The organism is Stenotrophomonas sp. (assembly GCF_050737575.1).
Lineage (GTDB): Bacteria > Pseudomonadota > Gammaproteobacteria > Xanthomonadales > Xanthomonadaceae > Stenotrophomonas.
In genome coordinates this window covers 224,332-247,436 of sequence record NZ_JBOHXW010000004.1, presented here as the reverse complement: position 1 = coordinate 247,436, position 23,105 = coordinate 224,332, and the positions used below count along the sequence as shown (strand labels likewise).

The following is a 23,105-nucleotide window of genomic DNA, read 5'->3' as shown; positions in this document are numbered from 1 at the left end:
TTCAGCGCTTCAGCGACACGAAGGCGTCACGGCCGGCGTAACGCGCGCCGCTGCCGAGGGCTTCCTCGATGCGCAGCAACTGGTTGTACTTGGCCACACGATCGCTGCGGCACAGCGAGCCGGTCTTGATCTGGGTGGCAGTGGTGGCCACGGCGATATCGGCGATGGTGGTGTCTTCGGTTTCGCCCGAACGGTGCGAGACAACCGCTGCGTAGCCGGCCTTGTCGGCCATCGCGATGGCTTCCAGGGTCTCGGTCAGGGTGCCGATCTGGTTGACCTTGATCAGGATGGCGTTGGCCGTGCCCGACTCGATGCCCTCGGCGAAGATCTTCGGGTTGGTGACGAACAGGTCGTCGCCCACCAGCTGCACCTTCTTGCCGATGCGGTCGGTGAGCAGCTTCCAGCCGGCCCAGTCGTTTTCGGCCAGCCCGTCTTCGATGGTGATGATCGGGTACTGGGTGGACCAGTCGGCCAGGAACTCGACAAACTGTTCCGAGGTCAGGCGCTTGTTCTCGCCGACCAGGTTGTACTTGCCGTTTTCGTAAAACTCGCTGGAAGCGACGTCCAGGCCCAGCAGGATGTCTTCGCCGGCGGTGTAACCGGCCTTGCCGATGGCTTCCAGAATGGTGTCCAAGGCTTCCACGTTGCTGCGGAAGTCCGGCGCGAAGCCGCCCTCGTCACCTACGGCCGTGCTCAGGCCGTGGCCCTTCAACACCGACTTCAGCGCGTGGAAGATTTCGGTACCGGCGCGCAGCGATTCGCTGAACGAGGTGAAGCCGACCGGCAGCACCATGAACTCCTGGAAGTCCACGTTGTTATCGGCGTGGGCGCCGCCGTTGATGATGTTCATCATCGGCACCGGCAGCGACGGCGTGGCGCCGGTCTTGCTGGCCAGGTACTGCCACAGCGCCTGCTTCTTGGAAGCGGCAGCGGCATGCGCGGCGGCCATCGAAACACCCAACAGCGCATTGGCGCCCAGGCGGCCCTTGTTCTCGGTGCCGTCCAGATCAATCAGTCGGCGGTCCAGCCCAGCCTGATCCAGCGCGTCAAAGCCGGCCAGCGCAGTGGCAATGGTGCCGTTGATGCTGGCCACTGCATTGCGAACGCCCTTGCCCAGGTAGCGGGTCTTGTCGCCATCGCGCAGTTCCACCGCTTCCTTGGTGCCGGTGGAGGCACCCGAGGGCACTGCGGCGCGGCCGAAGGAGCCGTCGGCCAGGGTGACTTCGGCTTCCAGCGTGGGGTTGCCACGGCTGTCGAGGATTTCGCGGGCGTGGATCTTGGCGATGTTGGTCATGGTCTGGGGAATAGGCTCGTTTGGGTGAGTCTGCAATCGACGGGAAACACAAAAACCGTCGGGAAGTTTAAACGAAGCGCAGGCCGACGCGGCGCGTTGCTTTCGCCTGAAAGCGGCCAGAGTCCGCGCTCGGCCCTGAAATGAACAAGGCCCGCACATGGCGGGCCTTGTTTGGATCGGATTTACCGGCACCCTTCCCCGCTCGGGGGAAACCACCAAACGCCGACAAGGGCCAGGAAAGCCAAAGCCCCCTGTTCACCTCTTTCCGGCAAAGCCAGCACCGAGCATGACCCGGCACTGCCTTGCAACAGCACGCTTAGGCGCGCGCTTCCTTCAGCAACTTGCCACCGGCCTTCTTCTCGCGCGCAGCGCGAATGAAGCCGATGAACAGCGGATGCCCGCCACGCGGCGTGGACAGGAACTCCGGGTGCGCCTGGCAAGCCAGGAACCACGGGTGCTTGTCACGCGGCAGCTCAACCACTTCCACCAGCGTGTCATCCATCGACTTGCCGGCGATTACCAGACCCGCTTCTTTCAGCTGGGTGCGGTAGCGGTTGTTGAACTCGTAACGGTGACGATGACGCTCGGCCACCACGTCCTTGCCGTACAGCTCATGCGCCAACGTACCCGGCTTCAGACGCTGCTCCTGCAGGCCCAGACGCATGGTGCCGCCCAGGTCGGACTTCTCGTCACGCTTCTCGACCTCACCACTGGCGGTGCGCCACTCGGTGATCAAGCCAATCACCGGGTTCGGCGTCTGGCGGTCGTTTTCGGTGCTGTTGGCGTCTTCCAGGCCAGCCACATGGCGGGCGAAATCAACCACCGCCGCCTGCATGCCATAGCAGATGCCGAAGTACGGCACAGCGTGCTCACGGGCGTATTGCGAGGTCAGCACCTTGCCTTCAAAGCCACGGTCGCCGAAGCCGCCCGGCACCAGAATGCCGTCCACGCCTTCCAGCCCCGCCAAGCCGGATTCTTCCAGCTCCTGCGCCTCCAGCCACTTCAGATTGACCCTGGTGCGCTGACGCAGGCCGCCGTGCTTGAGCGCCTCGCCCACCGACTTGTACGCATCCTGGTGATCGACGTACTTGCCGACGACCGCAATGGTCACTTCATCCAGCGGATGCAACGCGGCATCCAGCACCGCCTCCCACTCGGACAGGTCAGCCGGGCCGGCCTTGTCGGCGAGCTTGAGCTGGTTGACCACGATCTCGTCCAGGCCCTGCGCATGCAGGCCCATCGGTACGCGGTACAGCACTTCCACGTCCGGCACGCTGATCACGGCGCGCTCGGAAACGTTGGTGAACAGCGAAATCTTACGACGCTCCGAATCCGGAATCGCCTGCTCGGAACGGCACAGCAACACATCCGGCTGGATGCCGATCGAACGCAGTTCCTTGACCGAATGCTGGGTCGGCTTGGTCTTCAACTCACCCGCCGCCGCAATGAACGGCACCAGCGTGAGGTGCATGAACAGCGCCTTCTCCGGGCCGCGCTCGGTGCGCACCTGGCGGATCGCCTCCAGGAACGGCAGCGACTCGATGTCGCCCACGGTGCCGCCAATTTCCACCAGCGCAACGTCGAAGCCTTCAGTGGCCTCGTCGATGCAACGGCGGATTTCGTCGGTGATATGCGGGATGACCTGCACGGTCGCGCCCAGGTAATCACCCCGGCGCTCCTTGCGGATCACGTTTTCGTAGATACGCCCAGTGGTCACCGAATTCTTGCGGCTCAACCGGGTATTTACGAAACGCTCGTAATGGCCCAGGTCCAGATCGGTCTCGGCACCGTCGTCGGTGACATAGACCTCGCCATGCTGGAAAGGACTCATCGTGCCTGGATCAACGTTGATGTACGGATCCAGCTTCATCATCGTGACCTTCAGGCCACGCGCCTCGAGAATGGAGGCCAGAGACGCGGCCGCAATGCCCTTGCCAAGCGAGGACACCACACCGCCGGTTACAAAAATAAGGGGGGTCATGGCTCACTGCCTCCCGGAAAGCCCTAGTTTAAAGGTAGTCGCCCAAACACCCAAGCAAAGGATGAGGCGACCTCAAAAAAAAGACGCCCCAGCCTGAGCCGGGGCGTCTGTCATGCATGAGAAACCGCGTCAGCGACGGCGACGGGCTTCCTCTTCCTCTTCTTCGCGCGGCTCAGCCTGCTGGCCGGCCTGCGCCTTGTCCTGCGCGGCGGCTGCGGCACGGCGCTTGGCCTTCTGCTCAGCCTCGCTCTGGGCCTTGTCCACCGGAGCGGCCTGGGCGGTTTCGCCCGTCCTGGCCTTGTCGGCGGTCTGCGCCATCACGAAGGGAACCGCCACTACCGCGGCGGCAACAGCAGCCAGAGCCAGCAATTTCGACGATTTCATCCGTTTGCTCCTCACTATGCCCGCCAGGAACGGCGCGGCTCATTTCAAACCGCGTACAGGATACCTTGCCGCGCCTCGCCGCGCCCTGAATGCCCCGCGTGCAAAAAACGTCGACAGACCGCAAACTCCCCCGTCGCTTTGCGCCTTATCAGAGATACATGAACGCCCGTTACAACGCCGCCGACATCGAAGTCCTCTCCGGCCTGGACCCGGTTAAACGCCGCCCCGGCATGTATACCGACACCGCGCGCCCGAACCATCTGGCGCAGGAAGTCATCGACAACTCGGTCGATGAAGCGCTGGCCGGCCATGCCCGCACCGTGGAAGTTGTCCTGTTCAAGGATGGCAGCTGCGAAGTCAGCGATGACGGCCGCGGCATGCCCGTGGACATCCACCCGGAAGAGAAAATCCCCGGCGTTGAGCTGATCCTTACCCGCCTGCATGCGGGCGGCAAGTTCAACAACCGCAACTACACCTTCTCCGGCGGCCTGCACGGCGTGGGCGTGTCGGTGGTCAACGCGCTCTCCAATCTGGTGGAAATCCACATCCGCCGCGATGGCAGCGAGCACCGCATCACCTTCCGCGACGGCGACCGCGCCAGTCCGCTGGAAGTGGTGGGCAGCGTCGGCAAGAAGAACACCGGCACCCGCCTGCGCTTCTGGCCCGACCCGAAGTACTTCGACACCAACAAATTCAACGTCCGTGCGCTGCGCCACCTGCTGCGCGCCAAGGCCGTGCTGTGCCCGGGCCTGACCGTCAAGCTGACTGAAGAAGCCACTGGCGAAGTCGACACCTGGTATTACGAAGACGGCCTGCGCGACTACTTGAAAGCCGAGCTGGGCGAGCGCGAAATGCTCCCGGCCGATCTGTTCGCCGGCAGCCTGAAGAAGGAAACCGAGATTGTTGACTGGGCCGTGGCCTGGCTGCCGGAAGGCGAGCTGGTGCAGGAAAGCTACGTCAACCTGATCCCGACCGCGCAGCACGGCACCCACGCCAACGGCCTGCGTACCGGCCTGACCGAGGCGCTGCGCGAGTTCTGCGACTTCCGCAATCTGCTGCCGCGCGGCGTCAAGCTGGCGCCGGAAGACGTGTGGGACCGCGTGTCGTTCGTGTTGTCGCTGAAGATGACCGACCCACAGTTCAGCGGCCAGACCAAGGAACGCCTGTCTTCGCGTCAGGCGGCTGGCTTCGTTGAAGGCGCCGCGCACGACGCCTTCAGCCTGCTGCTGAACCAGAACGTGGAACTGGGCGAGAAGATCGCGCAGATCGCCATCGAGCGCGCCAGCGCCCGCCTGAAGACCGAAAAGCTGGTCACCCGCAAGAAGGTCACGCAAGGCCCGGCCCTGCCCGGCAAGCTGGCCGACTGCATCAGCCAGGACCTCTCGCGCACCGAGCTGTTCCTGGTGGAAGGTGACTCGGCAGGCGGCAGTGCCAAACAGGCCCGCGACAAGGATTTCCAGGCCATCCTGCCGCTGCGCGGCAAGATCCTGAACACCTGGGAAGTGGCTTCGGGCAGCGTGCTGGCCTCCGAGGAAGTGCACAACCTGGCCATCGCCATCGGCTGCGACCCGGGCAAGGACGATCTGTCCGGCCTGCGCTACGGCAAGGTGGTGATTCTGGCCGACGCCGACTCCGACGGCCTGCATATCGCCACGCTGCTGGCCGCCCTGTTCCTGCGCCACTTCCCCTCCCTGGTGGATGCTGGCCACGTGTTCGTGGCAATGCCGCCGCTGTTCCGTATCGACGTGGGCAAGCAAGTGTTCTACGCACTGGACGAAGAAGAGAAGCGCACGATGCTGGACAAGATCGAGCGCGAGAAGATCCGCGGCCAGGTCAGCGTGACCCGCTTCAAGGGCTTGGGCGAGATGAACCCGCCGCAGCTGCGCGAATCCACCATTCACCCGGATACGCGCCGCTTGGTGCAGCTGACCGTTGACGATGGCGAAATGACCCATTCGCTGATGGACATGCTGCTGGCCAAAAAGCGGGCGGCGGATCGCAAGGGATGGTTGGAGAGCAAGGGCGATCTGGCTTCGCTGGAAGCCTGACACCGGCGCTTCATTTACCTGCAGCCAACCATTGCGACGCTGGGATTTCATCCCGGTCTACGAGCCCGCCCTTACCGGCGGGCTTTTTGATTGAGGCTCACTTAAGCAGCCGCAGGCTGGGATGGAGCGGATGCGCAATCCCAGCAATTAGTGGCAGATGCCGGGATTTAATCCCAGCCTACGCAGCACCGGGCTTTCGATGCGGCCGCGCACTTCACTCCCGCGCCCGCCACGCCGCATTCCAGCCAACAAAAAACCCGCCATCACTGGCGGGCTTTTTGTTATCCAGACAATCGAGAACTGATCAGCTCCAGCCGATCATCTGGAAGAACTTCAGGATCAGGTACGCACAACCACCTGCAGCCGGGATGGTCAGAATCCATGCCCAGATGATGCGTTCGATCACACCCAGACGCAGCGACTTGGGGTTCTTGGCAAAGCCAACTCCCATGATCGCGGTAGAAATGCTGTGCGTGGTCGACACCGGCATACCGAAGTGCGCGGCCAGGGTCAGGACCGTTGCCGAGCTGGTTTCCGCCGCAAAGCCGTGAATCGGATGCAGCTTGACCATCTTGTGGCCCAGGGTCTTGATGATCTTCCAGCCGCCCGACGCGGTGCCGGCAGCCATCACCACGGCACAGGTCAGCACGATCCACATCGCGATACCGTCACCGGCCTGTGCGTTCGGATGCATGAACGCCAGCCACGAAGGCAGGTTGTCCAGCGCACCGCTCGCCTCGGCACCGATCAAGGTCATGGCGATGATGCCCATGGTCTTCTGCGCGTCGTTGTGGCCGTGGGCAAAGCCCATGTACGCCGCCGACACGATCTGCGCCTTGCCGAAGAACGCGTTGACCCAACGCGGGCGCGCCATCCGCTGCAGCACGCCACCGGCACGCGCCATCAGCCCGATGATTGCCCACAACAGGCACATCATCACGATGCCAAGCAGGAAACCGGCAATCGGCGAGGTGATCATTGGCACGAACACCTTCCACAACAGGCCCTTGTTCTGCGCCCAGTTGCCGACGTTCTGCGACCAGATCAACGCATCCCAGTTGCCGTGCGCCGCAGCCAGACCGGCGCCGCACAGGCCGCCAATCAATGCGTGCGATGAGGAAGACGGCAGGCCTTTCCACCAGGTGATCAGGTTCCACACGATGCCGCCGAGCAAGGCGCACAGGATGACCTGTGGCGTCACGTCGATCACATCGGTGTTGAGCAGACCGTTGGCGATGGTCAGCGCCACCGCGGTGCCGGTCAGCGCGCCGATCAGATTCATGAAGGCCGCCATCATCACCGCCCAGCCGGGCGACAACACTTTGGTCGCCACCACGGTGGCGATGGAGTTGGCGGTGTCGTGGAATCCGTTGATGAACTCGAAGACGAGCGCAGCCAGAATCACCACCAATACGAGGGTGAGCATCGAACGCCCCCGTCAGCTGTTTTTCAGGACGATCTGGTAAACCACCACACCGGCCTCGCGGCAACGGTCGATGGCTTTTTCCAGGATCTCGAAGAATTCCTTCAGCAGGAACATCTGCAGGTTGTCCAGGCGACCGGAATAGATGTCGCGGTACAGCTCCAACATCAGGCGGTCAGCTTCGTTCTCCAACGAACGCAGCTTCTCGTTGAGCGCGGTCATGCGATCCAGGTTCATGTGGCGCAAGTCGTTGACCATTTCCACCACAACGCCGGCGGCCTGCTCAAGCATGGCGGCGCGCGGGGCAAAGTCGATCTGCTCCAGGTGCTGCACAGCCAGCGAATAGCGGTCGGCGAACTTCTCGATCTGCTTGGGAATCTTGTACAGCGCCGAACCCAGCGCTTCGATGTCTTCGCGCTCGATGGGGGTCATGAAGCTGTCCACCAGCGCCTGGCTGATCTTGTCCGACGCCGCGCGTTCGCGCAGACGGGCGAGCTTGAAAGCATCCAGCGCCGGCTCACGATCAGCCTCGCGCATCATCTCGTGCAACGCCTTCGAGGCATCGGAGGCAGCCTGCGCGGCCTCATCAAGGTAGGTATAGAACTGCTTGCCGGAGCCAAAGATGGTCTGCAACGAAAACATGGGGAACCTATCAGCCGTCGCGGGAAGGACGGCACCGGGGGCGGATTATGACGGTTAGATGGCATTGAGGGTATTCCCCCGCTCTTCACTGAACGCCAATCTGAACGCGCAACTGACGCCGAACGCCCCGGGTTTGCTAATATCCGCCAGCGCCCTCGTGGCGCACCCTATGGAAGACGACCCTTACCCTCCGCCACCGCCCCGGACTTTGTTCCTGAGTACCCGTGGCCATTGCAAACACCCGCCCTCCCCGCCACCAACCCGGGGAGAGACCCGTGTTTGAATTTTTTATCGTACTCGCGCTGATTCTGCTGAACGGCTTTTTTGCCATGTCCGAAATGTCGGTCATGACCTCGCGCAAAAGCCGCCTCAAGCAGATGGCAGGTTCCAGCAAACGCGCCGCACGCGCACTGGAACTCTCTGAAAAACCAGAGAATTTCCTGTCCACGGTGCAGATCGGCATCACCTTGATCGGCATCCTGACCGGTGTGTACGGCGGTGACGCCATCGGCGGCGCGATTGCCGAGCACCTGCAGGCGGCCTTCCCGTCGCTGTCAGCCACCTTCTCCCTGATCGGCGAGCCGCAGCCGTACTCAAGCTTTATCGGCAAGGTACTGGCCGTTGCACTGATCACCTATCTGACGCTGATCTTCGGCGAATTGGTGCCGAAACGCCTTGCACTGACCCGTTCTGAAGATATCGCCGGTATCGTCTCGGTGCCGATGAGCTGGCTGGCCCGCATTGCTGCGCCCGGCGTGTGGCTGCTATCGCGCTCGACCCAGCTGGTACTGCGCATTGTCGGCCTGGGCAAAACAGAATCCGCCTCGGTCACGGAAGAAGAAATCCGCATGCTGGTGGCCGAGAGCCACGAGGCCGGCGTCATCGACTCGCACGAGCGCGACATGATGAATCGTGTCATGCGCCTGGGCGACCGCACTGCCGACAGCCTGATGACGCCGCGCAACCGCATTGCCTGGCTGGACACCAACGCCGACCCGGCCAAGAACCTGCACACCATGCGCGAGCATGCGTTCTCGCGCTATCCGGTCTATCGCGGCAACGATCAGGACATCGCCGGCATCCTCGAAGTGAAAACGCTGGTGACACGCCTGGAAGGCGCCCACGGTTCGCTGTTCGAGAACCTGCGCGAAACCCTGTACGTCTCCGAATCCACCCACGCGATGAAGCTGCTGGAGATCTTCCGCGAAGAACACCAGTCGATGGCCTTGGTGGTGGACGAGTACGGTGAGATCCAGGGACTGGTCACCATCTCCGACCTGATGGGAGCGGTGGTTGGCCGCCTGCAGGCCACCGAGAATTCCGATGATGACGCACTGGTGGTGACCCGCGCCGATGGCTCGCTGCTGGTCGACGGCTCGCTGCCGGTGGACGACCTGCGCGAACTGATGGAAGGCGCTGAGCTGCCGGACGCAGAAGAAGGCGACTACTACACGCTGGCTGGCATGTGTATGCACCAGTTCGGACGCATTCCGCACGCGGGTGAGTATTTCGACTGGGCCGGCTGGCGTATCGAGATCGTCGATCTGGACGGTGCGCGCATCGACAAGCTGCTGCTGTGCAAGCTGCCGGAAGAGGACGCTGATGACACCACCGGCTGATCGGCCTGACGATGCCACGCAGCGCGATGCCTATCAGAACGAAGGCATTCGCACGCTGCTGGGGATGTTCGAGCATGGCGACCCGGCTGAGCAGCTGAGCCTGGGGCAGATTCTGCAGGGACTGGAACAGAGCGCGTTTGGCATGTTCCTGTTCATTGCGATCCTGCCAGCCTTCATTCCGATCCCGGGCATTGGCGGTGCGGTCAGCGGGCCGCTGGTGCTGCTGATCGGCCTGCAATTGCTGTGTGGTTTGTCTCGGCCGTGGCTACCGGGCTTCATCGCCAAACGCGGGCCCAAGCGCGGCACCATGCACACGTTTCTGGGCAAGATCAGCCGCCCCCTGCGACGACTGGACCGCATGCTCAAGCCGCGCATGCCGCTGCTTATCAGCCCGCTGCCGGCACGGATGTTCACCGGCGTGCTGTTGTTGCTGGTCGGCGTGCTGCTGTCATTGCCGATCCCGTTCACCAATTACCTTTTCGGCTTCCAACTGCTGTTGTTCGCACTGGCGTTGATCGAACGCGATGGCGCGCTGATGTTGGCCAATTGGATCGCGGCGATTGCCGCAGTGCTGTTTTTCGGCCTGAGTTCCGGGCAGTTGGTGACCGGTGTGATCGAGCTGGTACAGCGCTGGACGGGTGGCTGACATTGCCACTGCGGCGAGCGCGGCACATGCCTCGAAGCCGACCATTACGCTTTAGACAAGAAGGCCTGCAATCAGTTGATTGCAGGCCTTCTTACATCGCGAACATCGGCAGCCTGGCGGCTGACGTTGAGTGCTTATGCGTGTGATGCCCGCCACGCCTGCATCGCCAACTCGAACGAACGCAGCCGCGCGGCGTGGTCAAAGATGTTGGCCGTCAGCAGCATTTCATCCGGACGATGACGCTGCGCAAAGTCGTGCAGCCCTTCGGCAACCTGTGCAGGATCGCCCAGCACCGTGCAGGCCAACGCGCGCTCCACGCCGCTCTTTTCATGCGGTTCCCAGAACGACTCGATGTCTTCCACCGGCGGCGGAATCTGCCCAGGGCGACCGCGCCGCAGGTTCACGAAACTCTGCTGCTGGGTGGTGAACAAGCGCCGCGATTCGACTTCCGATTCGCTGGCCACCACGTTCAACGCCAGGATCGCGTACGGCGCGCGCAGATGCTCGGACGGTCTGAAATCGCGGCGATACAAGGCCAGCGCTTCATCCATCGAATCCGGCGCGAAGTGCGAAGCGAATGCGAACGGCAAGCCCATCGCCGCCGATAGCCGCGCACTGAACAAGCTGGAGCCCAGCAACCACACCGGCACATCCACGCCCGCGCCCGGCACGGCCTGCACGCTCTGCCCCGGCTGTGCCGGCGCGAAGTAATGCAGCAGCTCGGTCACGTCCTGCGGGAACTGGTCAGCGCTGTCGAAATAGCGGCGCAATGCACGCGCGGTCGCGTGATCGGTGCCCGGCGCGCGGCCAAGCCCCAAGTCGATGCGGCCCGGATACAGCGACGCCAGCGTGCCGAACTGCTCGGCCACCTGCAGCGGCGAATGGTTGGGCAACATGATGCCGCCGGCGCCGACGCGGATGGTCGACGTACCGCCGGCGACATGGCCGATCAGCACCGACGTGGCGGCGCTGGCGATGCCGGGCATGTTGTGGTGCTCGGCCAGCCAATAGCGGCGGTAGCCCCAGCGCTCAGCGTGCTGGGCCAGATCAAGCATGTTGCCGAATGCCTGCTGCGGCGTGGAGCCTTCGCAGACGGGCGCGAGATCAAGGACGGAAAGAGGAATCATGTGGCGGCTTCCAGAGACGATGGAAACGACATGGGGCTGCAGGAGCGTAAAGGAACCACCGCTGCCTGAACGCTGTTTTCCGTAAAGCGGCTATTGGGTGCCTTGGGGGCTGAAGGTGTCCACCGAAAAGCTCCCCCTCCCCAGCCCTCCCCTTCGCTGCGCAAAGGGCGGGGTGGTGATGCATCGTCTGTCAGATCGCAGCAAAGGCCCCGCTTTGGCCCCTCCCTTTTGCAACGCAAAGGAGAGGGTTGGGGAGGGGGGCTTTGATCGGTAAATCGGGCCAACTCAACTATCCGAGCTACAGGTGACTGCAATCAGCCCCCTGACCGGGCCGAGGCTTCAGGCCACCTGACTCTCGTCCCGATCCACCAGCGGCTTCAGCTCGGCGTCCAGCGCCACGCGCTCGTCGAACACGAAACAGCGGCCGTCGTAGCCCTGCCCGCCCACTTCCTCGAAGTAACCCAGGATGCCGCCTTCCAGCTGCAGCACGTTGTGCATGCCGTCGTTCTGCATCCACAGCGCGGCCTTTTCGCAGCGGATACCGCCGGTGCAGAAGCTGACCACGGTGGCGTCGGCCAGGCCTTCACGATGCGGCTCCAGCGCGGCCGGCAGATCGGTGAATTTGCCGATCGGCAAGGTAAGCGCACCTTCAAACGTGCCGTGTGCGAACTCCTGCTCGTTGCGCGTGTCGAGCATCACCACGCGCTTGCCTTCGTCGTCATGGCCCTGCTGCAACCAACGCTGCACGGTGGCCGGGGCGACGCTGGGTGCACGCGGGAAGTCCAACGGCTGGCCGTCATCGCGGCGGAAGCTGATGATCTCCGTCTTGAGCTTGGCCTTGAGCCGCGCGAACGGCTGCATTTGGCTGTAGCTGTATTTCACGCGCATGTCGGCAAAGCGCGGGTCGGCTTTCAGCGCCGCGTAAAAGGCATCGATGCCTTCACGGCTACCGGCCAGGAACAGGTTGATGCCCTCGCCCGCCACCAGGATTGTGCCGCGCAGTTCCTGCGTCTTGGCACGCTCCAGCAGCACTGCATTGAGCGCGTCGGCGTCGGAAAGGGGGACGAAATGGTAGGCGGCGGTATTGACGATCATGGGCCGTATTGTACCGGCCAGCCGCATTATTGGCCGGCTCAGCCGCGCAGCAGCACGAACGGCAGCAGCACCAGCGCCGCCGCTGCGACCATGCCCAGCAGCACCGCGACCACATACAGCGGCCGCTGCCTGAACAAACCGCTGAACGTCTCCGCCGTGCCGTCACGCAAGCCGGCTTCACGCTCGGCGCGCACCCGCTGCGAGCGCTCGGCCTGGTAGGTCGCCATCAGCGCTTTGGCGCGTGGCTGGTCCTCGTTGTCACGCAGCCAGATGCCGCCGTTGGAAATACCCCACGGACTCGGCTCGGTGCGATACCAAGGGATGTCGTTGAGGTCGAGCAGTTCACCGACTTCGTGACTTTCGTCGTCACCGACATTGCGCAGATTGAGGAGCAGTTTGGCCATCGCGCAATGATACCCGGCAGCGATGCGCTACCCTTGCACGCCCTTCCCGCCGGAGCCGTTCATGCGCCGTCTGTTCATCCCACTTCTGCTGTCCCTGCTTGCCGTTGGCTGCACGCCGCCAGGCCCGCCGCCGGGTGGCAGCATCGCCGCGTTCGAGCAGATCGACACCCAGCCGGGCACCGGCGCCGAAGCCGTCGCGGGCAGCAAGATCACCGTGCATTACACCGGCTGGCTGTACGACGAACGCACCGCCGACAAGCACGGCGAGAAGTTCGACAGCTCGGTGGATCGCGGCGAACCGTTCACCTTCAACCTGGGCGGGAAGCAGGTCATCCGCGGCTGGGACGAAGGCTTTGCCGGCATGAAGGTCGGCGGCAAGCGCACGCTGATGATTCCGCCCGAGTACGGCTACGGCAATCGCCGCACCGGTCCGATTCCGGCGGGCTCCTCGCTTGTTTTCGACGTTGAACTGCTCGATGTCCAGCCCCGCTGATACCGCCCTCGCCGGCAAGCGCGTTGCCGTGATCGGCGGCGGCCCGGCCGGGCTGTTCGCCGCCGAACGCCTGTGCGCGGCCGGTTTGCAGGTGGATCTGTACGAGGCCAAGGGTTCGCCCGGGCGCAAGTTTTTGATCGCCGGCAAAGGCGGACTCAACCTCACCCATTCCGATCCGCGCCCCTTGTTTGATTCGCGCTACCGCGAACGACAGGCCGATGTCGGCCGCTGGCTGGACGGCTTTGACGCGCAGGCATTGCGCGACTGGGCGGCCAGCTTTGGCGTGGAAACCTATGTCGGAAGTTCAGGTCGCGTGTTCCCGGTGGACCGCAAAGCAGCACCGCTGCTGCGCGGCTGGGTACGCCGGCTGAAAGAACGCGGCGTGCGCTTCCACGTCCAGCATCGCTGGTTGGGCTGGAATGCGGATGGCAGCCTGCGCTTGGCCACCGAAAACGGCGAGATCGCCGTGCAGTCCGACGCCACCGTGCTCGCACTCGGCGGCGGCAGCTGGCCGCAGCTGGGTTCGGACGGCAGCTGGATGCCCGTGCTGCAGCAACGCGGCGTAGATACCGCGCCACTGCAATCGGCCAACTGTGGTTTCGACATTGATTGGACGCCGCACTTCAGCCAACGCAACGCTGGCGCACCACTGAAGCCGGTCGTCGCTCACTGGTTCGATCTACACGGGCAACCGCAGCAGTTACAGGGCGAATGCGTGGTCAGCGAGTACGGCATCGAAGGCAGCCTGATTTATGCACTTTCAGCCGACCTGCGTGAGACGCTCAATCGTGACGGCCAGGTGCGCCTTGAACTGGACCTTGTTCCCGGTCGCGATGACGAACGCCTGCTCGCCGATCTGGGCCGCCCACGCAAGGGCCGCAGTTTTGGCGAGCACCTTCGTCGTGCAGCGGGGCTGGATGCAGTCAAAGCCGGCTTGCTGTTTGAAGTGTTGGGCAAGGAGGCAGGCAACGATATCGCCGCCGTCGTGCGCACACTCAAGCGCCTGCCACTGCAGTTGCTGCGGCCGCGCCCGATGGCTGAAACCATCAGCACCGCCGGTGGCGTGCGACTGGAAGCGATGAATGACGCACTGATGTTGAGCGCCCTGCCCGGCGTGTTCTGCGCCGGCGAGATGCTGGATTGGGAAGCACCAACCGGCGGTTATCTATTGACCGCGTGCTACGCCAGTGGGCTGCGTGCAGCAGACGGCGTGATTGGCTGGCTGGAAAGCAACGCCTGAGCGTAATGCCGAGCCATGCTCGGCAGACGCATTGCCGGTAAAGTCTCAGCGGAACATAGTTCCGCGCTACACGACGTCGCCGTTACCTCGCGCGAATCGCAGGCTGGGATGCAAATCCCAGCCTACGACGCTTCGATCAGCGCACCTTGCTCGAACGCAATGCGGCTATCCGCGCCGGCGGGGTGAACGAATCACTGCGCGCATCGGCCCAATATTCGCGGAACACTACATGTTCGGGCACCTTGTCGAGCAATTCGCCCGGTGCGAGATAGCGATACAGCGCCGCCAGCGAGCGGATTTCCACCGGCGAGACGCGGCGCAGAATGTGCTCCGGGCCCAGCTCGGAAGGATCATTCAAACCTGCAGCACCCAACAGGTCGCGCAGCGCGCGCATCGTGTTTTCGTGGTAATTGAACACGCGCTGCGCCTTGTCCACCGGCTCCAGGTGCCGCCAGCGGCTCGGGTCCTGCGTGGCAATGCCGGTCGGGCACTTGTCGTTGTGGCAGCTCAGCGCCTGGATGCAGCCCAACGCGAACATGAAACCGCGGCCGGCGTTGCACCAGTCCGCGCCGAGCGCGATGGTGCGCGCGATGTCGAACGCACTGGTGATCTTGCCCGCCGCACCCAGGCGAATGCGATCGCGCAGGTTCAAGCCGACCAGGGTGTTGTGCACCAGAATCAGCGCTTCATTCATCGGCACGCCAACGTGGTCGATGAATTCCGACGGTGACGCGCCGGTGCCGCCTTCGGCGCCGTCAACCACGATGTAATCCGGCAACAATCCGGTTTCCTGCATCGCCTTGGCAATGCCGAACCATTCCCACGGATGGCCGATGGCCAGCTTGAAACCAACCGGCTTGCCGCCAGACAACTCACGCAGGCGCGCGACAAACCGCAGCAGTTCCACCGGTGTGGAGAACGCCGAATGCTTGGACGGCGACACGCAATCCACGCCCATCGGCACACCACGGGTAATGGAGATTTCCGCGCTGACCTTGGCCGCTGGCAGCACGCCGCCGTGGCCGGGCTTGGCACCCTGCGACAGCTTGATCTCGATCATCTTGACCTGATCGCTACTGGCGTTCTCGGCGAAACGTTCGTCGTTGAAACGGCCGTTGTCATCGCGGCAACCGAAGTAGCCCGAGCCGATCTCCCAGACCAGATCACCGCCGTTTTCGCGGTGGTACGGCGAGATCGAACCTTCGCCGGTGTCGTGACAGAAATTGCCGAGCTTGGCGCCCTTGTTCAACGCGCGAATGGCATTGGCCGACAACGAACCAAAACTCATCGCCGAGATGTTGAACACGCTGGCCGAGTACGGCTTGGCGCACTCGCTGCCAATCACCACGCGGAAATCATGGTGCGGAATGCTGGTCGGCGCCATGGAATGGTTGAGCCATTCGTAATCCACTGCATAGGCGCTGCGCAGCGTGCCGAACGGCACCACATCCATTTCATTGCGCGAACGCTGGTAGATCAGCTGCCGCTGCTGGCGCGAGAACGGCACGTCGTCCAGATCGCTCTGCACGAAGTACTGGCGGATTTCCGGGCCAATGGATTCAAAGCCATAGCGGAAGTGCGCCAGCACCGGGTAGTTGCGACGCAGCACGCTGCGCCGCTGCAACACATCCCAGGTGCCCACCAACGACATGATGCCGAACAGGGCAACGCCCCAATACCAGGCGGGCCATTGGCTCGCCAACGCGAGCGATACCGGCAACAGAATCAGTGCCAACACATAAACCAGGTAGCGGTGCATTGCCTTCCTCGACTTCAGGGTTGGCGGATTCTACAACCGGTCGTCCACTACCTGCCGGGGCCATGCCGATTTGACGTCGTAGACCACCATGTTCGGCACACCCAGCGCGCGGATCTGGGCCGCATCGAAATCACGGAATTGCTGATGCGCCACGGCCAGCACCACGGCGTCGTAAGCACCCTGTGCCGGGGCTTTCACCAGTTCTACACCACCCATGTCATGGGCGCCGTTTGGGTCGGCCCAGGGGTCGAATGCGTCCACTTTCGCGCCAGCCGCGGAAAGCATCTGTACCAGGTCCAGCGCGCGACTATTGCGCAAATCCGGGCAGTCTTCCTTGAAGGTGACGCCCAGCACCAGCACGCGCGCGCCCTGCAATGGCTTGTGCTTTCCTTCCAGCAACACCCGCACGCGCGACACCACATGCGCGACCATGCGGTTGTTGACCTGACGTGCGGTGTGAATCAAGTCCGGGTGGTAGCCCACGCTCTCGGATTTGTGCAGCAGGTAATACGGATCAACGCCGATGCAATGACCGCCAACCATGCCCGGCCGGAACGGCAGGAAATTCCATTTGGTGCCGGCCGCTTCAAGCACATCCAGCGTGTCGATATCGAGCCGGTCGAAGATCAAGGCCAGCTCGTTGACCAAGGCGATGTTGACGTCGCGTTGGATGTTTTCCACCACTTTGGCCGCTTCCGCCACACGAATGGACGAAGCCGGCCAGGTGCCGGCAGTGATGATGCGCGCGTACAGCGCGTCCACCACCCTCGCCGCTTCCGGTGTGGAGCCGGAAGTGATTTTTCGGATGTCGGGTAGACGCCGCTGCCGATCGCCCGGATTGATCCGCTCCGGGCTGTAACCGCAATGGAAATCCGCGTTGAAGCGCAGCCCTGATCCCTGCTCCAGCAACGGCACGCAGACTTCTTCGGTGGTGCCGGGATACACGGTGGATTCGTAGATCACCAAGTCGCCGCGCTTGAGCACGCCGGCGATCAACAGGCTCGCCTGTCGCAGCGGCTCCAGATCCGGCTGCTCGTAAGCATCGATGGGCGTGGGCACGGTGACGATGAAGACGTTGCACGCGGCAAGTGCGTCCGGATTGTCGGTGTAGCGCACGTGGACACCACTGGCCAGCTCGGCGTCGTCCAGTTCCAGCGTGTGATCGTGGCCGCGCTGCAGCTCGGCGACGCGGGCGGCATTGATGTCGTAGCCCAGCGTGTCCAGCGTTTTGCCGAATTCGACGGCCAGCGGCAGGCCGACATAGCCCAGACCAATGATGGCGATCCGCGGCGTGGCCGCGGCAGTGATCTGGGCGCTCATGCCGTTCCTCAAGTTTGCAGTCTGGTGCCCGGAGCCGGAATCGAACCGGCATGGCCTCGCGGCCGGCGGATTTTAAGTCCGATGCGTCTACCAATTTCGCCATCCGGGCACCGCGATAGCGTGCCTGATCGGGCCGCGATTGTGAATCGCGGACTGCATTTCTTTATCGGAAACCGGCGTCAGATGGCCCGGGAGTAGCGCGCAGGTTGCTGCGGGGCCTTCAAATAGCGGTCAAAACACATCGCGATCAGCCGCAACAGCGGGCGCCCTTGGCGGGTTGCGGCAATACGTCCGTCGCTGCAGGTGGCCAGGCCGTCCTGCTGCAACTGCTGGAAAGCATCCAGTTCGTCGGCAAAATAGCTGTCGAAATCGACCCCGTGACGCTTGCCGAGCGCGTAGCCGTCCACCTTGCCGTGGCACATCAACTCCTGGATCAGTTCAGCGCGCAGCTCGTCGTCCTTGTCCAACTCCAACCCGCGCCACACCGGCAGACCGCCTTCGTCCAGCCGCGCCGCCCAATCGTTGAGCTCACGCGGATTCTGGCTGTAGCTGTTGTCGATACGGCTGATGGCGCTGACGCCCAAGCCCAGCAGATCGGTATCGGCGTGGGTGGTGTAGCCCATGAAGTTGCGGTGCAGGCTGCCGGCGCGCTGCGCGCACGACAGGTCTTCTTCCGGCAGCGCGAAGTGGTCCATGCCGATGTACTGGTAACCGGCCGCCGACAAACGCTCCACCGCCAGACCCAGCAGCGCCAGTTTCTGTTCCGGGCTGGGCAGATCGGCATCGGCAATCTGCCGCTGCGCCTTGAACATATGCGGCAGGTGCGCGTAACCGTAGATCGCCAAGCGATCCGGGCGCGCAGCCATCACCGTGTCCAAGGTCCGGCCGAAGCCTTCCAGCGTCTGCAGCGGCAGGCCGTAGATCAAGTCAACGTTGACCGAGCGCATGCCGTTGTCGCGACAGGCCTGGATGATGGCCATCGTTTCATCAACGCCCTGGATGCGGTTGATCGCCTGCTGCACCACCGGGTCGAAATCCTGCACGCCGAGGCTGGCGCGGTTGAAGCCCAGTTCGGCCAGCACCGCGATGTCGTCCACGCTCACGAAGCGTGGATCCAGCTCGATGGAGAAATCGCGTGCGCCGCTTTCACTGAAGTTGAAGCGCTGCCCCAGCCCTTCCACCAAGCGCCGCAGCTGCTCCGGCTCCAGAAAGTTTGGCGTACCGCCACCAAAGTGCAGCTGGATCACCTCGCGGTCAGCGCCAAACAACGGCGCCGCGCGGTCGGCCTCCAACAGCACCTGATCCACATAATGCTCACCCTTGCTGCGGTCGCGGCTGATGATGCGGTTGCAGCCGCAGTAGAAGCACGGGCTGGTGCAGTACGGCACATGCACATACAGCGACACCGGCCGGCCCGCGTCATTGCTGCGAGCGATGGCCGCCTTGAACTGCGCCTCTCCGTAACCGTCATGGAAGTGAGGCGCGGTGGGATAGGAGGTGTAGCGGGGGCCCGGCCGGTCGTGCCGACGCAGCAGCTCCGGGTCGAAGGTCCAGCCCAAGGGGTTCAGCAGTGTGGGTTTCGTGTCCATGGCGCACAGCATCTGACAGCCGGGCTTGCCATGCCTTGAGCAAGATCAATCGGAAGACCGGCTAGCTTGATTCAGATCAAAGCCATTCAGCACACAGCTCCCTAGGCTGAGGTTCTCACCATTCCGCCCGTGGACCTTGCTGCTGCTTCGGCCAGCGCTTTCCGTCCCCCGGCCCGCTTGCGCACACCCGGACCCATGAACGAACTCGACCCGGTTACGTCACCGCCCCGCTCCACCATTCAGCAATTGGGCACCGTGCTTTGGCCCAGTTTCTTTGCCGCCGCCGTCGCTGCCGCGCTGTTCTTCTCGCTGGTCGACCCACTGAAGCTGGCCGCCATCAGCCTGCCCGGCCACGCCATCAGCCGCGAATTCGGCTACACGCTCGGCTTCCTGCTGCTGTGGCTGGCCACCGCGTCGGCCAGCGCCTTCACCGCCCTGCTGCTGCGTCCACGCAAGGATGACCGCGCTGGAAGCGACTTCGAATGAGCGCCTCCCAAGGCAAACGGGCGCGCACCGCGCTGCGGACCGCTATGGCGCTGGCACTGCTGTGCGCGTTCTATCTGCTGCCGTGGCTGCGGGTGAACGGGCAACCGGCATTGCTGCTGGACCTTTCCGCCCGCCAGTTCCACCTGCTCGGCCTCACCCTGCAACCGGAGAACGTATTGCCGCTGTTGTGGCTGGTCGCGGCAGGTGTCGCCGCGCTGTGCCTGGTGACGGTGCTGTTCGGGCGACTGTGGTGCAGTCATGTCTGTCCGCAGACCGTGTTGACCCGCGTCTTTCGCGGGCTTGATCGGCTGACCACCTTCGACGGCCCTGCCGTACGCTGCGGCCCACCGCTGCGACACGCGCTGTGGGCCGCCATCGCGCTATGGACCGGCATCAGCTTCATTGGCTATTTCAGCCCCATCGGCGACATCCTCCGCGACCTGCTGCAACTGTCGCTCGGCCCGTGGGAATGCTTCTGGATCGCCTTCTACGCCTTGGCCACCTGGGCCAACGTGGTCTACCTGCACGAGCAGGTCTGCACGCACCTGTGCCCGTACAGCCGCGTGCAACATCTCATTGCCGACGCACGCACGCCGACGGTGCAGTACAACGCCCGGCGCGGCGAACCGCGTGGCCCGCGCGAACCCGGCGGCAGCATCAGCGTGCTGCATCGCACGCGCGGATTGCTGGACCCGGTTACTGCAAGTGATTACGTCTTCCGCGCGGCGCACCCGGCCATCGCCGGCGCCCTGCCCAAGTTCAACCCCGCCCACCTGGGCGACTGCACCGACTGCGGCGCCTGCCTCAGCGTCTGCCCAATAGGCCTGGATATCCGCAATGGACACTCCAGCAGCTGCATCGAATGCGGCGCCTGCGAGGACGCCTGCGACGAAAGCATGGCCAGCCACCACTTCCCCGAAGGCCTGATCCAGCGCATGCCACCCGCACATGAAGAAGCCGCGGCAGGGCTCCGCGTAAAACCCCTGCTGTTCGGCGCGCTGATGCTGGTGGCGTTGGTGCTGATGATTGTGACTGCCGGGGTGCGGTCGTAATGCGGCGACCAGCTCCCGCTTCGCGAGCGAACCTGTCGCACCGCCTGCACATGAGCAGCGCAGGCCCGGCACAACTCCACCGGGCCGCATCACCGCAAACAACACTTACTCCATCACGACACGCAACCGTTCCAACGTGCCATTGAACGCATTGGGCAGCTGATAACTGGAATCTATCGGCGAGGTAAAGGCCTGGCCGATGCCCAACGAACCAAGGACGGGCGAACCAAGCCGGTCGAGGCGACGCTCCGCCACCTTCCGCTCATCCATATATAGCGCCACGGTGCCGGCCTGCCCTTCGGCATCACGCTTGAAGGACATGCGCAGCGAGGCCGCCCGGGCCGGGACAGCCGCAGGCGAAACGAGTTCAACACGGGTACGGCCATTGACGTTGCTGCTGAACACCATGCGGCCATTACGCAGGTACCAGGCGAATCCACCGAGACGGCTTCCATAGGCCATCAACATGCCTTCGCCACCGCCGTCAGGCACCTGCACCCGTGCCTCCACCGAGAAGCTGGAGCGCGCAAGCCGCGGCAGGGTCTTGGAAGGCAGGCGTCCGACGGCAGGCGTGAACTCGAACACCTTTCTGTCCCCGGCCACCGTCGGCATGCCGTAGTCGCGCCCTTCCACGTAGTTGGCCAACGGGTAGACATTGTTGCGACGGGCTTCAAGATCAAAGCGCTGCTTCATCGCCTGCAGCCTTTCCGGATGTTCCGCAGCCACGTTCCTGGACTGGCTGAAATCCTCCTCCAGGTTGTACAGCTCCCACGGCCCGTTCTCGAAATCCTCCGGATACGGCTTGATCCACGGCGTCATGTGGCGCGCGCTCGCGATCCAGCCATCCTGATACAGCGCGCGGTTGCCCAGCATTTCAAAGTACTGCACGCGTCCATCGGCCTGCGCATCGGTATTCGCAAAAACGTCACGGAAGCTCTTTCCATCAAGCGGGCGCTGCGCAACCCCGGCCAGCACGTCCGGCATCGAGGCGCCGGCAACATCAAGAATCGTCGCCGCAACATCATCGACATGGGCGAACCGCTCCACGATCGCACCAGGCTGTTGCAACTTTCCCGGCCAGGAAACGGCCATGGCCACACGCAGACCACCGAAGTGCGAGGCAACCTGTTTCATCCATTGGAACGGCGTGCTGCCCACCCAGGCCCATGCGGATGAATAGTCATTGAAATGCAGCGGGCCACCCAGCTCATCCAGGTGCTCCAACTGCGGCGCGTACCCGCCCGCAGCATCCATGTAACCGTGGATGCCCTCCATGCCACTGGCACCGTTATCGCCGGCGATATAGAAAACCAGCGTATTGCTGGCCGGGTCATGTGCCGACACGGCCTCCAGCAGGCGCTGCACTTCATGATCGGTATGTGCCAGATAGGCGGTGAAGACCTCCATCTGCCTGGCGAAGACCTTCCGCTGTTCGGCATTGAGTGACTTCCAGGCCGGGATTTCATCCGGCCGCGGTGTCAGCTGCGCACTTGCCGGAACAATCCCCAGCGACTTCTGTCGCGCGAATATCTCTTCGCGCAGCTGATCCCAGCCCTGGTCAAAACGTCCGCGATATTTTGCAATCCACTCCTGCGGCACATGATGCGGCGCGTGAACCGCACCCGTGGCCAGATACAGGAAATATGGCTTTTGCGGTGCCACCGAACGATGCGTCCCCACCCACGCGATGGCATCGTCCACGAAGTCGCCAGTGAGATGGTATTCACGGCCGGCGACACGCACCGGCTCCACCGGCGTGGTGTTGCGATAGAGACTGGCCGGCTCCCAGTGGTTGTCACCACCGTGATTCATGATGCCGTAGAAGTAGTCAAAACCCAGCCCGGTGGGCCAACGGTCAAACGGCCCGGCGGGGGAAACCTCCCACTCCGGCGTGTTGTGCCATTTGCCTATCGCCGCGGTGCTGTAGCCGGCATCGGCAAGCACGCGCGCAATGGGCGCCGAATCGGGCTTCCACACCGCATCGTATCCGGGCGTGTCGGTTGCCCAATCAGCTACACGACCAAAACCCACCGCATGATGATTGCGGCCGGAGAGCAATGACGCGCGCGTTGGCGAACACATGCCCGTGGTGTTGAAGTTGGTGAAGCGCAGCCCGGTGTCGGCCACCCGATCAAAGCCCGGCATTTCGGCCACGCCGCCGTAGCCGGCGGGATCGCTGAATCCGACGTCGTCCAGCAGCACCACAATGATGTTGGGCGCCCCATCGGCAGCCTGCACTGGCCGCCACGTTTCCGCAGCCGCCTGGAACACCGCTGCCAGCGCGACCATGCAGATCGCCACGCCAGCCACTCCCCGCTTCCAACTCTTGCCCATCACGCCCTCTCCCGCGCATTGTTCTGCACAGACTGGCCGATGGCGCGACACGCGAACAACCCAGGCACGCTAGCTTCAGTGCGCAGGTTCGCCACAGTGATGCGTATTGCCCGATCACGCTTCCGCAAAAGCTGCGACGGCCCCGCGCTGAGTGCGGCGAAACCGTTTT

19 protein-coding genes and 1 tRNA gene are annotated in these 23,105 nt (G+C 63.5%); 7 read left to right on the top strand and 13 right to left on the bottom strand.

Going from position 1 to position 23,105, the window contains the following annotated elements:
* Position 1: 1 nt before the first annotated feature.
* From eno to ACREP4_RS09640, 3 genes are all read right to left on the bottom strand, one after another.
* Positions 2 to 1,294: a phosphopyruvate hydratase gene (gene eno / locus ACREP4_RS09650; protein WP_431595966.1), complete on the bottom strand. Its 1,293-nt coding sequence runs from the start codon at positions 1,292 to 1,294 to the stop codon at positions 2 to 4.
* A gap of 316 nt (positions 1,295 to 1,610) precedes the next feature.
* Positions 1,611 to 3,275 carry a CTP synthase gene (locus ACREP4_RS09645; protein WP_431595965.1) on the bottom strand — a complete coding sequence of 555 codons (1,665 nt, stop codon included), beginning with the start codon at positions 3,273 to 3,275 and terminating at the stop codon, positions 1,611 to 1,613.
* A 129-nt stretch (positions 3,276 to 3,404) separates the two neighbouring features.
* Complete coding sequence (locus ACREP4_RS09640) at positions 3,405 to 3,659, bottom strand: hypothetical protein (protein WP_431595964.1); 255 nt, start codon at positions 3,657 to 3,659, stop codon at positions 3,405 to 3,407.
* 158 nt (positions 3,660 to 3,817) lie between these two features.
* On the opposite strand from ACREP4_RS09640, the gene parE reads away from it, so the two are divergent.
* Positions 3,818 to 5,707 carry a DNA topoisomerase IV subunit B gene (gene parE / locus ACREP4_RS09635; protein ID WP_431595963.1) on the top strand — a complete coding sequence of 630 codons (1,890 nt, stop codon included), beginning with the start codon at positions 3,818 to 3,820 and terminating at the stop codon, positions 5,705 to 5,707.
* 304 nt (positions 5,708 to 6,011) lie between these two features.
* On the opposite strand, the gene ACREP4_RS09630 is transcribed toward parE, so the two are convergent.
* Positions 6,012 to 7,133: an inorganic phosphate transporter gene (locus ACREP4_RS09630; RefSeq protein ID WP_431595962.1), complete on the bottom strand. Its 1,122-nt coding sequence runs from the start codon at positions 7,131 to 7,133 to the stop codon at positions 6,012 to 6,014.
* A 12-nt stretch (positions 7,134 to 7,145) separates the two neighbouring features.
* Complete coding sequence (locus tag ACREP4_RS09625; RefSeq protein WP_431595961.1) at positions 7,146 to 7,772, bottom strand: DUF47 domain-containing protein; 627 nt, start codon at positions 7,770 to 7,772, stop codon at positions 7,146 to 7,148.
* A gap of 275 nt (positions 7,773 to 8,047) precedes the next feature.
* Between ACREP4_RS09625 and ACREP4_RS09620 the strand changes: the two genes are divergently transcribed.
* Complete coding sequence (locus ACREP4_RS09620; RefSeq protein ID WP_431595960.1) at positions 8,048 to 9,391, top strand: hemolysin family protein; 1,344 nt, start codon at positions 8,048 to 8,050, stop codon at positions 9,389 to 9,391.
* The gene (locus ACREP4_RS09615; RefSeq protein ID WP_431596156.1) at positions 9,372 to 10,037 is read left to right on the top strand and encodes an exopolysaccharide biosynthesis protein; all 666 of its coding nucleotides are present in this window, start codon (positions 9,372 to 9,374) and stop codon (positions 10,035 to 10,037) included. The genes ACREP4_RS09620 and ACREP4_RS09615 overlap by 20 nt, the downstream gene beginning before the upstream one ends.
* Before the next feature lie 134 nt (positions 10,038 to 10,171).
* Here ACREP4_RS09615 and ACREP4_RS09610 read toward each other — a convergent pair whose 3' ends face one another.
* From ACREP4_RS09610 to ACREP4_RS09600, 3 genes are all read right to left on the bottom strand, one after another.
* On the bottom strand, positions 10,172 to 11,164 hold the full coding sequence (locus tag ACREP4_RS09610) for an LLM class flavin-dependent oxidoreductase (protein WP_431595959.1): 993 nt from the start codon (positions 11,162 to 11,164) through the stop codon (positions 10,172 to 10,174).
* Between the two features lie 339 nt (positions 11,165 to 11,503).
* Positions 11,504 to 12,259 carry a sulfurtransferase gene (locus tag ACREP4_RS09605; RefSeq protein WP_431595958.1) on the bottom strand — a complete coding sequence of 252 codons (756 nt, stop codon included), beginning with the start codon at positions 12,257 to 12,259 and terminating at the stop codon, positions 11,504 to 11,506.
* A 38-nt stretch (positions 12,260 to 12,297) separates the two neighbouring features.
* Positions 12,298 to 12,663 (bottom strand): DUF6164 family protein, encoded by a 366-nt coding sequence (locus tag ACREP4_RS09600; protein ID WP_431595957.1) that lies wholly within the window; start codon positions 12,661 to 12,663, stop codon positions 12,298 to 12,300.
* Between the two features lie 61 nt (positions 12,664 to 12,724).
* Here ACREP4_RS09600 and ACREP4_RS09595 point away from each other — a divergent pair, with 61 nt between their 5' ends.
* On the top strand, positions 12,725 to 13,156 hold the full coding sequence (locus ACREP4_RS09595) for an FKBP-type peptidyl-prolyl cis-trans isomerase (RefSeq protein WP_431595956.1): 432 nt from the start codon (positions 12,725 to 12,727) through the stop codon (positions 13,154 to 13,156).
* Complete coding sequence (locus tag ACREP4_RS09590) at positions 13,140 to 14,396, top strand: TIGR03862 family flavoprotein (protein WP_431595955.1); 1,257 nt, start codon at positions 13,140 to 13,142, stop codon at positions 14,394 to 14,396. The genes ACREP4_RS09595 and ACREP4_RS09590 overlap by 17 nt, the downstream gene beginning before the upstream one ends.
* 136 nt (positions 14,397 to 14,532) lie before the next feature.
* On the opposite strand, the gene ACREP4_RS09585 is transcribed toward ACREP4_RS09590, so the two are convergent.
* The 4 genes from ACREP4_RS09585 to hemN all read right to left on the bottom strand — a co-directional run bounded on the left by ACREP4_RS09585 (position 14,533) and on the right by hemN (position 19,064).
* Complete coding sequence (locus tag ACREP4_RS09585) at positions 14,533 to 16,155, bottom strand: FMN-binding glutamate synthase family protein (protein WP_431595954.1); 1,623 nt, start codon at positions 16,153 to 16,155, stop codon at positions 14,533 to 14,535.
* Between the two features lie 30 nt (positions 16,156 to 16,185).
* A complete protein-coding gene (locus ACREP4_RS09580; protein WP_431595953.1) occupies positions 16,186 to 17,475 on the bottom strand; it encodes a nucleotide sugar dehydrogenase in 1,290 nt (429 codons plus the stop codon).
* A gap of 22 nt (positions 17,476 to 17,497) precedes the next feature.
* A tRNA-Leu gene (locus ACREP4_RS09575) sits at positions 17,498 to 17,584 on the bottom strand.
* A gap of 70 nt (positions 17,585 to 17,654) precedes the next feature.
* Positions 17,655 to 19,064 carry an oxygen-independent coproporphyrinogen III oxidase gene (gene hemN / locus ACREP4_RS09570; protein ID WP_431595952.1) on the bottom strand — a complete coding sequence of 470 codons (1,410 nt, stop codon included), beginning with the start codon at positions 19,062 to 19,064 and terminating at the stop codon, positions 17,655 to 17,657.
* Between the two features lie 195 nt (positions 19,065 to 19,259).
* Here hemN and ACREP4_RS09565 point away from each other — a divergent pair, with 195 nt between their 5' ends.
* Positions 19,260 to 19,550, top strand: coding sequence for a hypothetical protein (locus ACREP4_RS09565; RefSeq protein ID WP_431595951.1), 291 nt, complete (start codon positions 19,260 to 19,262; stop codon positions 19,548 to 19,550).
* On the top strand, positions 19,547 to 20,602 hold the full coding sequence (locus tag ACREP4_RS09560) for a 4Fe-4S dicluster domain-containing protein (protein ID WP_431595950.1): 1,056 nt from the start codon (positions 19,547 to 19,549) through the stop codon (positions 20,600 to 20,602). Before ACREP4_RS09565 ends, ACREP4_RS09560 begins: the two co-directional genes overlap by 4 nt.
* 105 nt (positions 20,603 to 20,707) lie before the next feature.
* Here ACREP4_RS09560 and ACREP4_RS09555 read toward each other — a convergent pair whose 3' ends face one another.
* Positions 20,708 to 22,936, bottom strand: a complete 2,229-nt coding sequence (locus ACREP4_RS09555; protein ID WP_431595949.1) for an arylsulfatase — start codon at positions 22,934 to 22,936, stop codon at positions 20,708 to 20,710.
* Positions 22,937 to 23,105 lie beyond the last annotated feature (169 nt).

Coding starts and splice junctions, on each gene's coding strand:
- eno (WP_431595966.1), bottom strand. CDS start 1,294: ATGACCAACATCGCCAAGATCCACGCCCGCGAAATCCTCGACAGCCGT.
- ACREP4_RS09645 (WP_431595965.1), bottom strand. CDS start 3,275: ATGACCCCCCTTATTTTTGTAACCGGCGGTGTGGTGTCCTCGCTTGGC.
- ACREP4_RS09640 (WP_431595964.1), bottom strand. CDS start 3,659: ATGAAATCGTCGAAATTGCTGGCTCTGGCTGCTGTTGCCGCCGCGGTA.
- parE (WP_431595963.1), top strand. CDS start 3,818: ATGAACGCCCGTTACAACGCCGCCGACATCGAAGTCCTCTCCGGCCTG.
- ACREP4_RS09630 (WP_431595962.1), bottom strand. CDS start 7,133: ATGCTCACCCTCGTATTGGTGGTGATTCTGGCTGCGCTCGTCTTCGAG.
- ACREP4_RS09625 (WP_431595961.1), bottom strand. CDS start 7,772: ATGTTTTCGTTGCAGACCATCTTTGGCTCCGGCAAGCAGTTCTATACC.
- ACREP4_RS09610 (WP_431595959.1), bottom strand. CDS start 11,164: ATGATTCCTCTTTCCGTCCTTGATCTCGCGCCCGTCTGCGAAGGCTCC.
- ACREP4_RS09605 (WP_431595958.1), bottom strand. CDS start 12,259: ATGATCGTCAATACCGCCGCCTACCATTTCGTCCCCCTTTCCGACGCC.
- ACREP4_RS09600 (WP_431595957.1), bottom strand. CDS start 12,663: ATGGCCAAACTGCTCCTCAATCTGCGCAATGTCGGTGACGACGAAAGT.
- ACREP4_RS09595 (WP_431595956.1), top strand. CDS start 12,725: ATGCGCCGTCTGTTCATCCCACTTCTGCTGTCCCTGCTTGCCGTTGGC.
- ACREP4_RS09590 (WP_431595955.1), top strand. CDS start 13,140: ATGTCCAGCCCCGCTGATACCGCCCTCGCCGGCAAGCGCGTTGCCGTG.
- ACREP4_RS09585 (WP_431595954.1), bottom strand. CDS start 16,155: ATGCACCGCTACCTGGTTTATGTGTTGGCACTGATTCTGTTGCCGGTA.
- ACREP4_RS09580 (WP_431595953.1), bottom strand. CDS start 17,475: ATGAGCGCCCAGATCACTGCCGCGGCCACGCCGCGGATCGCCATCATT.
- hemN (WP_431595952.1), bottom strand. CDS start 19,064: ATGGACACGAAACCCACACTGCTGAACCCCTTGGGCTGGACCTTCGAC.
- ACREP4_RS09565 (WP_431595951.1), top strand. CDS start 19,260: ATGAACGAACTCGACCCGGTTACGTCACCGCCCCGCTCCACCATTCAG.
- ACREP4_RS09560 (WP_431595950.1), top strand. CDS start 19,547: ATGAGCGCCTCCCAAGGCAAACGGGCGCGCACCGCGCTGCGGACCGCT.
- ACREP4_RS09555 (WP_431595949.1), bottom strand. CDS start 22,936: ATGGGCAAGAGTTGGAAGCGGGGAGTGGCTGGCGTGGCGATCTGCATG.